Source organism: Acinetobacter sp. ANC 4779 (assembly GCF_004331055.1).
Lineage (GTDB): Bacteria > Pseudomonadota > Gammaproteobacteria > Pseudomonadales > Moraxellaceae > Acinetobacter.
The window spans coordinates 61304-74180 of sequence record NZ_SJNU01000002.1 but is presented as its reverse complement, the minus strand read 5'-3'; the positions used below and the strand labels follow the sequence as shown (position 1 = coordinate 74180).

At 42.5% G+C, this 12877-nt stretch carries 16 protein-coding genes; 4 read left to right on the top strand and 12 right to left on the bottom strand.

The window, feature by feature from the left end; all coding sequences use genetic code 11:
• Nucleotides 1-49 precede the first annotated feature (49 nt).
• Nucleotides 50-1309 (bottom strand): MFS transporter, encoded by a 1260-nt coding sequence (locus tag E0H80_RS03275; RefSeq protein WP_131363116.1) that lies wholly within the window; start codon nt 1307-1309, stop codon nt 50-52.
• Nucleotides 1310-1545: 236 nt separating this feature from the next.
• Between E0H80_RS03275 and rpmI the strand changes: the two genes are divergently transcribed.
• Nucleotides 1546-1740: a 50S ribosomal protein L35 gene (gene rpmI, locus E0H80_RS03270; RefSeq protein ID WP_067721945.1), complete on the top strand. Its 195-nt coding sequence runs from the start codon at nt 1546-1548 to the stop codon at nt 1738-1740.
• Nucleotides 1741-1752: 12 nt separating this feature from the next.
• Complete coding sequence (rplT, locus tag E0H80_RS03265) at nt 1753-2112, top strand: 50S ribosomal protein L20 (protein ID WP_131216512.1); 360 nt, start codon at nt 1753-1755, stop codon at nt 2110-2112.
• 73 nt (nt 2113-2185) lie between these two features.
• Here the strand turns inward: rplT and E0H80_RS03260 are convergent, their stop codons facing one another.
• The 3 genes from E0H80_RS03260 to lgt form a co-directional block, all read right to left on the bottom strand.
• Nucleotides 2186-2557, bottom strand: coding sequence for a hypothetical protein (locus E0H80_RS03260; protein ID WP_131363114.1), 372 nt, complete (start codon nt 2555-2557; stop codon nt 2186-2188).
• On the bottom strand, nt 2557-2943 hold the full coding sequence (locus tag E0H80_RS03255) for a hypothetical protein (RefSeq protein WP_131363112.1): 387 nt from the start codon (nt 2941-2943) through the stop codon (nt 2557-2559). Before E0H80_RS03255 ends, E0H80_RS03260 begins: the two co-directional genes overlap by 1 nt.
• A 225-nt stretch (nt 2944-3168) precedes the next feature.
• Nucleotides 3169-3981: a prolipoprotein diacylglyceryl transferase gene (lgt, locus tag E0H80_RS03250; RefSeq protein ID WP_131363109.1), complete on the bottom strand. Its 813-nt coding sequence runs from the start codon at nt 3979-3981 to the stop codon at nt 3169-3171.
• A 93-nt stretch (nt 3982-4074) separates the two neighbouring features.
• On the opposite strand from lgt, the gene E0H80_RS03245 reads away from it, so the two are divergent.
• A complete protein-coding gene (locus tag E0H80_RS03245) occupies nt 4075-4857 on the top strand; it encodes an NRDE family protein (protein ID WP_131363107.1) in 783 nt (260 codons plus the stop codon).
• A 65-nt stretch (nt 4858-4922) separates the two neighbouring features.
• On the opposite strand, the gene E0H80_RS03240 is transcribed toward E0H80_RS03245, so the two are convergent.
• From E0H80_RS03240 to E0H80_RS03225, 4 genes are all read right to left on the bottom strand, one after another.
• Entirely contained in the window at nt 4923-6902 is a 1980-nt protein-coding gene (locus tag E0H80_RS03240; RefSeq protein WP_131363105.1) for a PhoX family protein, read from the bottom strand.
• A gap of 209 nt (nt 6903-7111) precedes the next feature.
• Nucleotides 7112-7879, bottom strand: a complete 768-nt coding sequence (gene tatC, locus E0H80_RS03235) for a twin-arginine translocase subunit TatC (protein ID WP_131363103.1) — start codon at nt 7877-7879, stop codon at nt 7112-7114.
• Nucleotides 7876-8322 (bottom strand): Sec-independent protein translocase protein TatB, encoded by a 447-nt coding sequence (gene tatB, locus E0H80_RS03230; protein WP_131363101.1) that lies wholly within the window; start codon nt 8320-8322, stop codon nt 7876-7878. Before tatB ends, tatC begins: the two co-directional genes overlap by 4 nt.
• 12 nt (nt 8323-8334) lie before the next feature.
• Nucleotides 8335-8556, bottom strand: coding sequence for a Sec-independent protein translocase subunit TatA (locus E0H80_RS03225; RefSeq protein ID WP_131363099.1), 222 nt, complete (start codon nt 8554-8556; stop codon nt 8335-8337).
• A 154-nt stretch (nt 8557-8710) separates the two neighbouring features.
• On the opposite strand from E0H80_RS03225, the gene E0H80_RS03220 reads away from it, so the two are divergent.
• Nucleotides 8711-9586, top strand: a complete 876-nt coding sequence (locus tag E0H80_RS03220; RefSeq protein ID WP_131363097.1) for an AEC family transporter — start codon at nt 8711-8713, stop codon at nt 9584-9586.
• A 161-nt stretch (nt 9587-9747) separates the two neighbouring features.
• Here E0H80_RS03220 and rdgB read toward each other — a convergent pair whose 3' ends face one another.
• From rdgB to metX, 4 genes are all read right to left on the bottom strand, one after another.
• Nucleotides 9748-10374, bottom strand: coding sequence for an RdgB/HAM1 family non-canonical purine NTP pyrophosphatase (gene rdgB, locus E0H80_RS03215; RefSeq protein WP_131363095.1), 627 nt, complete (start codon nt 10372-10374; stop codon nt 9748-9750).
• Between the two features lie 116 nt (nt 10375-10490).
• Entirely contained in the window at nt 10491-11078 is a 588-nt protein-coding gene (locus E0H80_RS03210) for a tetratricopeptide repeat protein (protein WP_131363093.1), read from the bottom strand.
• Nucleotides 11075-11668 carry a methionine biosynthesis protein MetW gene (gene metW, locus E0H80_RS03205; RefSeq protein ID WP_131363092.1) on the bottom strand — a complete coding sequence of 198 codons (594 nt, stop codon included), beginning with the start codon at nt 11666-11668 and terminating at the stop codon, nt 11075-11077. The genes E0H80_RS03210 and metW overlap by 4 nt, the downstream gene beginning before the upstream one ends.
• Nucleotides 11668-12828, bottom strand: coding sequence for a homoserine O-succinyltransferase MetX (gene metX, locus E0H80_RS03200; RefSeq protein ID WP_131363090.1), 1161 nt, complete (start codon nt 12826-12828; stop codon nt 11668-11670). The genes metW and metX overlap by 1 nt, the downstream gene beginning before the upstream one ends.
• Between the last annotated feature and the right edge of the window lie 49 nt (nt 12829-12877).

Below are 12877 nucleotides of genomic sequence, written 5' to 3'. Positions count from 1 at the left end.
AGTGCGAAGTATTTCCTGAATTGGAAATACTCGCAAGTCTAAAAGTGAATTAATCTTTTTGATCATCACCTTGAGTGATATCTACATCAAATAAATCATGGGTTTTGGCCCAACTTATCGCAACCACCACCATGGTTATACAGCCGCCAAAGACCGTTGCCATAATGGCACCCATGTATTTTGCCGCTAAGCCAGATTCAAATGCACCCAGTTCATTGCTTGACGAGACAAACATGCCGTTTACTGCGGCAACGCGTCCACGCATATTGTCAGGTGGATAAATTTGTAGAATCGTTTGACGGACCACGACTGAAATACTGTCACAGGCCCCGGTCATGGCTAAAGCAAACAGGGACAGCCACATGTTATTTGAGAAGGCAAACAGCAGCGTAAACACGCCAAAACCAGCCACGGCAAGCAGCATATTACGCCAGGCATTTTGAGTGGGTGGAAATCTGGTTAGGGCAATCATGGTAAAAAGTGCGCCAATGGAGGGTGCGGCACGTAAATAACCCAGCCCCTCAGGACCGGCTTTTAAAATATCTTCAGCGAAAATTGGCAGCAGGGCAATCACACCCCCAAATAAGACTGAAACCAGATCTAGAGAAATTGCCCACAAAACGATTTTGGTTTTCCAGATAAAGCGGAAGCCATCGCCGAGACTTTCAACCAGATTATTCGTTTCGATTTTGGGGAAGCTACGTTTTTGCAGCAGGTTAATCAGGACAAAACAGATACTCAACAATACCGCGACCGATAGCAAGCTGGTTTCACGACCTAAAAATGCCAGCATGAAGCCACCGAGCATGGGTCCAATAATCACGCCACTTTGCCAGCCGATGGTGGTCCAGGTTGCACCATTGGCATAGAGTTCACGTGGAATCAGAAACGGCTTAAGTGAAGTCGCCGAGGGATTGTAAAAACCGCGAATTGTTCCGAGGCCAAAAATTACGGCATAAATTCCCCAAGAAAGAGTATTTATCCCAATTTCAGCTAAACCATAACGATGAAATAACCACCATAAAACCACAGGTAAAGGCACGGCAAAAAACAAACAGATTTTCATAATGGTCTGTTTGTTGAAGCGGTCAGCAAAATAGCCACCCCATAAAGACAAGGTGATAAACGGAATCGCCTCGGCTAAACCAATCAACCCTAGGATCAGAGGGTCTTTGGTAATTTGATAAAGTGAATACGCGACAATAATTTCTTGAATTAAAATAGCGAGAGTAAGACAGAACTGATTCACCGTGACAATTGAGAAATCACGATAGCGTAGTGCCGCAAAAGCATCCGGTGCGGGAGTCATGTTGATCCAGTATTCTTGTGTTGTGATAATTATAAGACTGAACCGGGAAGTTATTAATAAAAAATCCCACATTTTATATTGGAAATAAAACTAACAGCGGCAGACGATTGGTTGGGTATTTTAAGGATATGTGCTTTTGTTTTAAGCAAAGATGCTTTAGAATACCCGCTCCCTTACCTGCAGGTCGTTTTTGCAATGGTGCAGACGTTCCGAACAGGTGTTCAAAAGAGGTTGTTATGCCTAAGATGAAAACTCGCCGTGGTGCTGCTAAACGCTTTAAAGCGACAGCTAACGGTATCAAGCGTAAACAAGCGTTCAAACGCCACATTTTGACCAAAAAATCTGCTAAGCGTATTCGTCAATTGCGCGGCTGTGTAATGGTTCACGTAAGTGACGTTGCTTCAGTTCGCCGTATGTGCCCATACCTTTAAGGAGATTTATAAATGGCTCGTGTAAAACGTGGTGTCCAGGCTCATCGCCGTCATAAAAGAATTCTTGCTCGTGCTAAAGGTTACTACGGCGCTCGTTCACGCGTATATCGCGTAGCGTTCCAGGCAGTAATTAAAGCAGGTCAATATGCTTATCGCGACCGTCGTCAGAAGAAACGTCAATTCCGCGCTTTGTGGATTGCACGTATCAATGCTGGTGCGCGTCTTAATGGTTTATCGTACAGCCGTATGATCGCTGGCTTGAAAAAAGCTCAAGTGATTATCGACCGTCGTGTACTTGCAGACATCGCTATGCATGATGCAGTTGCATTTGCTGCTATCGCCGAAAAAGCGAAAGACGCATTAGCTGCTTAATCGTCTCCGGATGATTGAAAAAAGACCGCTTTTAGCGGTCTTTTTTATTTTGTTATTTATAAAAAATGATCTGCTAATCTTTATCAAACCTGCGATTTGGAAATGTCGATAGAATAAATAAACCAATTGTAGCAAAGCCAATTACTTGCATAGCAAGAATGATTTTATGCTGGGTAGGCAAGACTGCAATTAACGTGATCAATGCAATAAGCGGGATCAGCACAATTAAAATAGAAAAACCTTTTTTATAGGGATTGTCAGCTGCAATTTTTAAGCCTGAAGCTCTTAAGCCATGTAGGCCCATGCCAATAGTAATGCTGGTGCCGCTAAACAAGGGTGAAAGTTGTTGCATGGTCGAACACAGATAAATCATCACGCATGTAGCAATACAAACCATCAGCTTGATTTGACGGCTACATTGATCTGAATACCAAAATTCCAGCATTATTTTTTCTCGTCTGAAATATCGTTTTTATTCAGTAAAGACAGGGGGGAAAACAAACAGATGGCTAAGGCCATAAAGCCAATCCCTTGTGCACCCGGAATTAAAATTTCACCCTCTTTCATCTGCATAAAAATAAGTGACAGCAATAGGGCAATCGGAATCCAGGTCAGTAGACGATATAATAACCCGGTTGGATTTTTTGCAGCAAAATGTATTTTGCAATAACGGCAAATTAGAAAAATAATACCCGTGCCCAAGAACATCAGGATGGCATCAGGTTTTAGCGGTTTCATCCAGTAAAGTACGCCGGTAGCAATCGCAATGACTGCAAAGATCATGAGTTTACGGAGAAGGGAGGTTTTAGGATCAAACCAAAATTCGAGCATATTGTTCTGATAGATAAACGGGGACTGACTGCACTTTAGCATATGAGCTAAAGTGAAGCACAGATTCAGTATGCCTATAGATTGTCTTAAATTTCTTTATTAATCACTTAGAATTGGCTAGAAAGATGAAAAAAAGGAGACATTTTGTCTCCCTTTATTCTAATCTTCTCTTACAGTTAAATTTGAAGCCATGCTTAAACCTAAGTTCAGGGAGAAGGAGTTTTTTTAGCTATTTTTCTGTGGACCCCAATCATAAATTTTCTTTTGGTAGGCATACCACATCATCCAAAGACCGATCAAAATCATTGGCACAGTCAGGAATTGACCTTTACTCATCCAGCCAATAAACAGCTGTCCATTGTCCGGTTCGCGGAAGAATTCCACCACAAAGCGTGCAATACCGTAGCCAATCAAGAACAAGGCTGAAACCGCCATACGTGGACGTGGTTTTGAGCTAAACCACCACAACACAATAAACAGAATCAATCCTTCAGCTAAGGCTTGATAAAGCTGTGAGGGGTGACGCACCAATTGCAGAGGATCGGTAGGGAAAATCATGCCCAAGGCAAAATTTGGATCGGTGACCTGGCGACCATACAATTCACCGCCAATAAAGTTGCCGATTCGGCCAAACATCAAACCTGTTGGTACACAGGGTGCAATAAAGTCGAGCGTCTGGAACCAGGTTTTCTGGTATTTTTTACACCAGAACAGCATGGCAATCATTACGCCCAAGAAGCCGCCATGGAAGCTCATGCCGCCAGTCCAGACCTGAAATAACCAGAGTGGATTGGCAAGGAATTGCTCAAAACCATAAAAGAATACGTAACCAAGACGCCCCCCGACGACCACACCTAAGGCCCCATAGAAAATCAGGTCAGACACCATATCGGGGGTCCAGCCATCACGGTGTTTGGTACGATAAGTCGCAAGTCCCCAGGCAAATAAGAATGCCAGTAAATACATCAATCCATACCAGTGGACTTGTAACGGTCCCAGCGATATGGCAACGGGGTCAATATTGGGATAGCTCAGCATTCCTGTTCCTTGTGATTCTGTTTTGCACAGATTTTAGCTGAATGTGATGAAAAATGTTGTACATTCAATGTGTAAAGATAAAGGGCCTAAATTATGTGTATTGTAGCTTTAGCTTGGCAAGTCTTAGAAGATACGCCTTTATGTCTGATTTCCAATCGGGATGAGTTCTATGCCCGCCCGACGGCCGGTTTAAAAATTTGGCAAAATAGCCCGATTATTGCCGGCCAAGATTTACAGTCGGGTGGAACATGGATGGGAATTACGGCATCAGGACGATGGGCAGTCGTGACCAACTTTCGGGATGCAACCGATAAAAAAACCTATCCGACTTCACGCGGTCATCTGATCCAATCTTTTTTAGAGTCAGATTTAACGCCGATCCGCTTTGCGCAAGCATTAGAAAAATGCCAGTGTGATTATGCCGGTTTTAATTTATTGCTCGGGGATCCAGATCAGGCGGTTTATATGAGTAACCGCGGTGAAGCACCTCAGGTTTTAGCTCAAGGTGTATATGTGGTATCCAATGGTTTGATGACCGAACATTGGGAAAAGACCAAACATTTACGTAAACGTTTTACCCAAGAATTTTTGCCGATGTTGCAGCAGAACACGACGACTGAAGCAGATATTAAATTTACAGTATGGGATATCTTGGAAGATGAGCGAAAAATCATTCCTGAGCTGCTGCCGCAAACCGGGATAAATACCGAGATGGAACAATTGCTCTCATCAACGTTTATTCAAAGTCCGGTATATGGCACACGCTGTTCCAATTTTTTAACAATGAAAAAGAATAGCTGGCAGTGGTTAGAAAAATCTCAGCAAGGAGAAACGGCCGGGCAGGTCATTCGTCTCGATGTCCCTTTGTCGATATAAAATCCTGAATAAAAATATTCATAAAAAATGCCGACATGAAGCCGGCATTTTTTTATATGCTGAATTTATGATGCTTTCTTTTCATCAGTCACTTTTTTGCTCACGGATGGTGCAACAGGATCGGCAGTAATATAGCCGACACTTGCACTAAAGCCTTTGTTGTAATTTGCCAGTGTTGCAGCTTTTAGTTCTGCAGACAAATTACTGCTATCTCCGGCATGCTGGAAATTACTCATAATGTAAGTCCAGCCATTGACTGAATCTACAGCATGTAGCCCAGTGGATTCTGCACCAGCAGGCGTTGATAACAAACGAATCGGATTTTCTTTGCTGTCTACGTTATACGCCCACAAGAAATTATTGGGATGGTTGCCGCTATCCTCACCGATAAACAAGGTGCGGAATGTCTCAGAGAACTTTAAGTTATCTGGACTTGCAATTTTGTCAGGGTTTGCCGTGTTACCCAAGCTATCTACCGGAATATCTTCCCCAATCAGTAGCATCTTAGATTGATAAGGTACCCATTCACTTTGAATTGGCATACCTGCAACTGTACTTTGTGATGCTGCAAGATCATGCGCTAATACCCCACCTGCTGTAATCTTTTTGCTGAAAGATACATTATGCGCTTCAACCCATGCTGCATTGCCTTGGATCATCGAATCCTGGATGTTGGCCAAAGCTGAATATGCCACTTTATCCTTGATATTGATGGTGGTACCTTCCATCTTGGTGAACGCCATACTGCCACCTTTTAAGGCTGCGTAACGATGGGTTTCCAAGAATGCCGCTGCTTTTTCCATGCCCGGTTTTATTTTGACCCAGAGTTTTTTCTTGGCCAAGGTGATTTCTGTATAGCTGACATCATTCGGATTGGTGGTTAAGCTTTCCATAATGTCAGTGGGTTGAATGTTGCTGACATTCACTAAATCTTCAATTTCTTGACTGGTTGCATGGCCGAGTTCAATCCACTTGATTTGACCCGTCAAGCTTTCCGTTAACACCGATGTGTATTTCGCAACATATAGAGTTCCTGCAGATAAGTCCTTTTCTTTATCTGCCACAAACATGAAGAAGCCACCGTTGGTGTAGTCATCACCCATAATCACGGTAAGATTGTCCGGCATCACATGTACCAGTTCGTGGGATATACGCCCCATACAGAAATGCTTTACGATTTTTCCTGTACCGTCGGTATTTACAATTACTTCCGGCAAATGACCATAATTATAGGGTTTAGCTGCATTTGCATCCCCAAAGAAGTTCTTAGCCAAGCCGGCTATATTTGGTCCACCAATACCTTGATTAAATGCATCGGGTTCATATTCTTCACTCGATAAATGGGTATGCCATGGAGACATACTTGCACCACAGGTAATCCACAAGCCATGTGCAGGGGCCGTGTCGACATTAAAATATTTTTTAAGTTCGAGGTGTCCAGTTTTTTGATCTTGGTCGAGAGTCAAAATAGCAATAGGAGATGGCAAGTTACCATATTCACTCACTCCTGCCTGGTTTTGAGAAGCATATTCAAACTGTACAACGTGAAACACCGGATGATTGACACCTTCCACTTTGGCATTTTCCAGATGGATTAAAGACGAACCATCTGGGCAGTCAGAAAAGTACTGACGGGTAGCTCCAGGCACGGAAATGTCCATGATAGGCTGACCTTTGGCGTCAAAATAGCCACCTGCAATAATTTGTCCACCGCCATGTTTAGGCACCGATGCCCCTGTTTCAAAAAAGCTTTTATAGCCCAGTTGATATTCGGTACTGGAAGCATCATCCCAATTAATTTTAAGTTTAGAACTGACCGAGGTTGTTGCACGATCGGCAAGTGCCACCGGTGCTGCCATTGCGGTAAAAGTAGCATTTTTGAAATTGGCTGCTTTTACAGGTGGCGTTACTACAGTGGAATCATTACTGTCATTACAGCCTGTAAGTACTGCTGCTGTAGTCATTGCCCCAAGAGGTAAAAATGGAATTCCGCTAAACCATTTTAAAAGATCACGACGGCTTGGCTGGTTAGAAGTGCTTGTCATATTAAATCCGTATAAGGTATTAAGTTATTGTTTAGTTGGTTATCTTGCATGATTGTATAAATGCTGGATGACAGTTTTTTGACACTTTTTGGTCAGTTTGAAGAAATTTTTTATATTTAAAAACAGTAAAATCAATATATTAATTATTTTTAATGAGCTGGCTCCAAATCCTGGGTTATGGATTCGGAGTTGGGGGGAAGCCGTTTTAATTACTGACTCAGAGCTTGACGCTTTTCCAGAATTTTTCCAAGAAACAGACCCATTTCAAATAATAACCACATTGGAATGGCGAGCATGATCATAGACAAGGCATCCGGTGGTGTTACAAACATGGCTAAAAAAAAGCAGCCCACAATAATAAAGCGCCGTTTTTCTACTAAACTTTGCGTACTCACCACGCCAATTAAAATTAAAATTAAAGTCACAATCGGAATTTCAAACGTTAGTCCAAAGACTAAAAACAGTTTAAGACAAAAGCTTAAATAGCTATTGATATCCGTCATTGGCGCAACACTTTCGGGAGATACACTGATGAAAAAATGTAAAATGGCCGGAAGCGTAATAAAGTAAGCAAAAGCAATTCCAAGATAAAAAAGAGCGATACTGCCCACTAATAAGGGAATGGCCAGATGACGTTCTTTTTCATATAGCGCTGGACGCACAAAAGACCAGAGCTGATAGATGATAAAAGGCATTGCCAGCATAAATGCAACAAATAAGTTCAACTTAAAGGGGGCCATAAAAGTTGCCGTGACATCCGTTGCAATCATGGTCGAGGTGCTGGGCAACTGTAGTCTTAGCGGTTCCGACAACAGCTGATAGGTATAATTGCGAAAGGGCAATAGACAGAAAAAAAGAAAAATTGTGACCCCAACTATTTTGAATAAATATTGGCGCAATACAATCAAATGCTGCATGACCGGCATTTGATCTAAATGTTCAGCTTCTGTTTTAACAGAAGAAGATAATTGGCTCATACCGCAACCTTTAATTGGACTAGAGTCGGACTTGTCTCATTTTTGACCCGATCAATCTGCGAAGAAGATTGAACTGAGTGTGTCTTAAACGGGATTAAAACGGGTTGTGGACAAGGTATATAGATTTTTTTGGTTGCTGCTTTGCTTATAGGAACAGATTGTTCCGTTGCTTTATTTATTCTTTCAAGCTGCAATTTATCCAGTTGCTTTTGCATTCTTGCCTCAAGCTCGGAAATGCGATGGATTTCTTTTTGCATTTCTTCGCGGAATTCGGAAAGACGTAATTCTCGATCAATTTCATTTTGAATATTGCTTACAAAGCGTTTGAACTTTCCGTACCATTTTGCTGTAAAGCGGGCAGCTTCTGGCAGCTTTTCAGGGCCCAAAACCAGCAAGGCAATAATTGCAAAACACAGAATTTCAGTCATTCCTAAGTTCAGCATAAGGGCAATCTCTTAGTTTTTGACAGAAGGGGTTTCCGCTGCATTAATTTTCGCATCAATGGTACGCGGCTCATTCAGTTGAGCATGGCTGGCTTCATCTTCCTTGATCGACTTTTTAAAATCTTTGACTGCACCACCGACATCTTTACCTAAATTTTTTAGTTTTGATGTGCCAAACAATAAAATCACCACTATTGCAAAAATTACAACGTGCCAAATCGATAATCCTGCCATGTCCTTTACTCATTTTTTATTTAGAACTATCTGAACATGTTGCGATGACAGCAATGTGACTGAAAAATTGCAGTTTAAAGACAAAAGGCATTTAATCTGCTGTTGTGCTTGATTCGGTGCTAGCATATTTATACTGAGTACTTGGAATCACGTTGTGGCTTTGTTGTTACCGCTTTTTGGCTTTTTATGTGGCTGGGGACTTGCTACAAGCCAATTTTCAACACCTTTAAAATCACTGTTTGCGAGTCTATTGGCACGAGTTTTTATTCCCGTCGTAATTATTTACAACATGCTGTTTTATCAGGCGGGCAGCTTGAGTTTGATGCTCTTTAGCTTTGTGGTTGCGGTGCTGCTGTTCTATTTTTCCCTTGGATTGTTTAAAGATCCATTGCGAGCTTTATGTTTTAGCTATGTCAATATGGCATGGCTGGGCTTTCCTTTTGCGATTGCTTTATTTGGCCCTGAAATTAGTGCGCCGATGGTGGCTTTATATGTGGGCGGTTCTATTTTTGGTAATATTTGGGCAGTCACTTCCGTCAGTTCAGACAAACAAGCTATCCCTGATATTGCAAAAAAAGTCATGCAATCTCCCCCCATAATGGCATTAAGTGTGGCGCTGATCTGTCGAATAATGGGTGTGCAGCATTTGGAATTACATCAATCGCTGGATCTCATTTATAGCCTGGCTAAAACTGGAATGAGCTTTACTGGAATGTGCGTATTGGGGATGTGGTTACAGCAGACCAAAGTGTATAAAAAAGATTTACTGCAGAGCAGTGGTGTTGCCCTATTAAAACTTGTTTGTGGTGTCGTATTGTGTGGACTGACGTATTGGATGATTCCAATACCGAATATTGAACAATATATTGGGGTAATGTTCTTATTGTTCTGTTTACCGCCCGCGGCCAATATTGTGGCATTAGAAACTCACTATCAAGGCACTGGCACTTCTGCCAGATATATCGCTTCAGGAACAATTATGAGTTGTGGGGTGGTGATGCTATATGGCGTGGTGTTGCATTTTATTTAAAGCTGAATCTCCCTGTTCAATATCTTCCTTATCTTTTTGAAGAGGGGCTTTCCTGCCTTTATGTAAACAAGATAAGGCGGGATTTATGAACCAGAATTGAAATTTCCTCTCCTGAGCCATATCTGGCACAAGAGAGGGGAATGTTCTTTGAGAGCAAGAAATTACTTCTCCAAACTCGCCTTAAACAGTTTCATCGCCTGACCACGATGGCTGATCTTATTTTTATCTTCCTTACACATTTCTGCGCTGGAAATCCCAAGTTGAGGCAACCAGAACAAAGGGTCATAGCCAAAGCCATTTTCGCCACGTGCTGTTTCCAGAACTTCACCTGTCCAGATGCCCTGAAAAATTTGTGGAAGCGGATCTTCTGCATGTTGAACTAGAGCTAGGACGCAGACAAACATTCCTTCAATCACTTCGCCGTCTTTACGCAATGGTTTTAAGTCCGCTAACAGTTTTTCATTATTGGCAGCGTCATTGCCATGCTCACCGGCATAACGTGCAGAGTAGATTCCAGGTGCACCACCTAAAATGGGTACACAAATCCCGGAATCATCGGCAATGGCCGGTTTGCCTGAAATTTTGGCTGCATGACGGGCTTTAATAATTGCATTTTCGACAAAGCTTAAGCCGTCTTCGACTGCATCTTCAATGTTGAGTTTGCCTTGAGCAACCACTTCGACAGGTAGATTCAGTTCAGCAAACAGTTTTTCAAATTCGGCAATTTTGCCTTTGTTGTTGCTTGCAAGTACCAGTGTGCCTTGGGATAACCAATCTGTAGATGCCATGATTTCGATCTTTATTTGAAAATAATTGTGCGTATTTTAGCAAACTTATCAAAATAATTTAGCCAATAAAAAAGCACCCGAAGGTGCTGTTTAGAATCAGGTAAACATTTTCTAAATTACTGAGCCTGAATCCATTTGTCGGCACGGTCACGTGCCATACGAATTTGCTCTTGAGTTAAATTGGCAGCCAAAGCTGTTTTCTTGCCTTCAGACAATGAAATAACTTTATTGTCGAGCATGCCGTCACGGGTAGACAGTTCATACCACTGATAGGCACCCACGTAATTTTTCTTTTGCTCTTCCATCATGGCAAGATTAAAGCTGGCACGGTTGTCACCATGACTTGCAGCTTTTTCAAAGTATTTACGCGCCGAAGTTTCGTCTTTTTTGGTGCCCATACCATCAGCCAGCATGCGACCGACATTCAATTGGGCAGCAGTCAGACCTTGGTCCGCAGCGGCTTTGTACCATGCAAAAGCTTGCTGTACATCTTTTTGAATATCTTTGCCGAGTTGATATTTGGTCGCCAAATAAAACTGCGCAGCGGCTTGACCAGATTTTGCCGACTTAATCAGGCTATTAATATCCATGACAGAATATTGTGCAGCTTGGCTGGAAATAGATGGTGCTGGTGCAACATAATCCGCATGGGCTTGAATGCTAAAAAAACCAAACAATAGTGTGCTTAATAATATTTTTTTCATAGTGCGCTCACTCGATAAATAGCGACTTCACCAAACAGATTCGGGACATGTTTACTGAGTAAACTACCTTGTTGATCCCCATTCACGGCGAGTCGATTAATAATCCGGATATCATTTTCAGCACAAAGTGCTTCAAAATCACGGAAAGTACATAAGTGGATATTAGGTGTGTTATACCACATATACGGTAAAGCATTGGAAACAGGCATCATTCCTTTTAAAGCCAACAAAGAACGCGTCTTCCAATGCGCAAAGTTTGGAAAGGTAATGATCGCTTGTTTCCCCACACGCACCATATCACGCAATAATACGTCTGGTGCATCAACTGCCTGCAAAGCCTGTGCCATCACAACATAGTCAAATGACTGGTCTGCAAAGCGGCTTAAACCGAGATTCAAGTCTTGTTGGATGATATTTAACCCTCGACTGACCGCAATTGCAATCTTTTCCTGATCAATTTCCAATCCATAGGCACGAATGTTGTGCTTTTTACCCATATGAGCCAGCAGTTCACCATCGCCACAACCTAAATCGAGTACGCTTGAATCAGGTTTAATCCAGGTCTCTGCCAATTGATGATCGATACGCATTACACACTCTCCTTAGGTGTTGCTGCAAGGTGTTCTACACCACCTAAAAATGCCCGTAATGATTTAACGTAAAGCGGAATAGGGAACAGGAACGAGTCATGGCCTTGTTCTGCATCAATATCGACATAGCTGACAGGCTTATGATTGGTGATCAGCGCATCCACAATTTCTTGTGAACGCTTCGGGGTAAAACGCCAATCCGTGGTGAATGAAACCACCAGAAAACGGCATTGGGTATTCGCCATCGCCTTGGTTAAAGACAACTCATATTCACGTGCAGGATCGAAATAATCCAGTGCTTTGGTCATAATCAGATAGGTATTGGCATCAAAGTTACGGCTGAACTGTTCACCTTGATAACGTAAATAGCTTTCGACCTGGAATTCGACGTCAAAACCATACATAAACTTGCCCGACTTTAAGTCGCGGCCAAATTTCTGTTTCATGGCTTCTTCAGACAGGTAAGTAATGTGACCGACCATACGTGCCAAAATGAGGCCACGTTTTGGATAGCTGTCATTTTCCAAATAACGGCCGTTATGGAAATCTGGGTCTGATAAAATCGACTGACGCGCCACTTCATTAAAGGCAATATTCTGTGCCGACAGTTTGGGTGCACTGGCAATGATCACGCAATTTTTTAGACGCTCGGGATAATCCACTGACCATTGCATGGCTTGCATACCCCCAAGCGAACCGCCAATTACCGAGTACCACACCTCAATCTCTAAACGGTCAGACAGCATGGCTTGGGTTTTGACCCAGTCACGAACGGTGACCAAAGGAAAGTCTGGGCCATAAGGGCGGTTTTCATTTTCAGGATTAGGCGAGATTGGACCGGTAGATCCACTGCAACCCCCAATGTTGTTGAGAGCAACAACAAAGAATTTAGAGGTATCAATCGCTTTGCCGGGACCAATACAGGCATCCCACCAACCTGGTTTTTTATCATCTTCATGATGGTAGCCTGCGGCATGATGATGCCCGGACAACGCATGGCAAATCAGAATCGCATTGGATTTATTTGCATTAAGCGTACCGTAGGTTTCAACCATGATTTCGAAACGAGGGAGAATGCGACCACATTCAAGCTCTAACGGCTCTTCGAATGAGAACTTTTGTGGGGTAACGAGACCCACTGAGTCAGTTGGAAAAGACACAGGAATAATTCGCCTTAAATCTTTAGGATGTATAAACAAAAGGATACCA

Bases quoted from the DNA above. Each gene is read 5' to 3' on its own strand.
- E0H80_RS03210 (WP_131363093.1), bottom strand. From the start codon at position 11,078: ATGAAAAAAATATTATTAAGCACACTATTGTTTGGTTTTTTTAGCATT.
- E0H80_RS03245 (WP_131363107.1), top strand. From the start codon at position 4,075: ATGTGTATTGTAGCTTTAGCTTGGCAAGTCTTAGAAGATACGCCTTTA.
- metW (WP_131363092.1), bottom strand. From the start codon at position 11,668: ATGCGTATCGATCATCAATTGGCAGAGACCTGGATTAAACCTGATTCA.
- E0H80_RS03240 (WP_131363105.1), bottom strand. From the start codon at position 6,902: ATGACAAGCACTTCTAACCAGCCAAGCCGTCGTGATCTTTTAAAATGG.
- rplT (WP_131216512.1), top strand. From the start codon at position 1,753: ATGGCTCGTGTAAAACGTGGTGTCCAGGCTCATCGCCGTCATAAAAGA.
- E0H80_RS03255 (WP_131363112.1), bottom strand. From the start codon at position 2,943: ATGCTCGAATTTTGGTTTGATCCTAAAACCTCCCTTCTCCGTAAACTC.
- E0H80_RS03260 (WP_131363114.1), bottom strand. From the start codon at position 2,557: ATGCTGGAATTTTGGTATTCAGATCAATGTAGCCGTCAAATCAAGCTG.
- E0H80_RS03225 (WP_131363099.1), bottom strand. From the start codon at position 8,556: ATGGCAGGATTATCGATTTGGCACGTTGTAATTTTTGCAATAGTGGTG.
- tatB (WP_131363101.1), bottom strand. From the start codon at position 8,322: ATGCTGAACTTAGGAATGACTGAAATTCTGTGTTTTGCAATTATTGCC.
- E0H80_RS03275 (WP_131363116.1), bottom strand. From the start codon at position 1,309: ATGACTCCCGCACCGGATGCTTTTGCGGCACTACGCTATCGTGATTTC.
- tatC (WP_131363103.1), bottom strand. From the start codon at position 7,879: ATGAGCCAATTATCTTCTTCTGTTAAAACAGAAGCTGAACATTTAGAT.
- rdgB (WP_131363095.1), bottom strand. From the start codon at position 10,374: ATGGCATCTACAGATTGGTTATCCCAAGGCACACTGGTACTTGCAAGC.
- lgt (WP_131363109.1), bottom strand. From the start codon at position 3,981: ATGCTGAGCTATCCCAATATTGACCCCGTTGCCATATCGCTGGGACCG.
- rpmI (WP_067721945.1), top strand. From the start codon at position 1,546: ATGCCTAAGATGAAAACTCGCCGTGGTGCTGCTAAACGCTTTAAAGCG.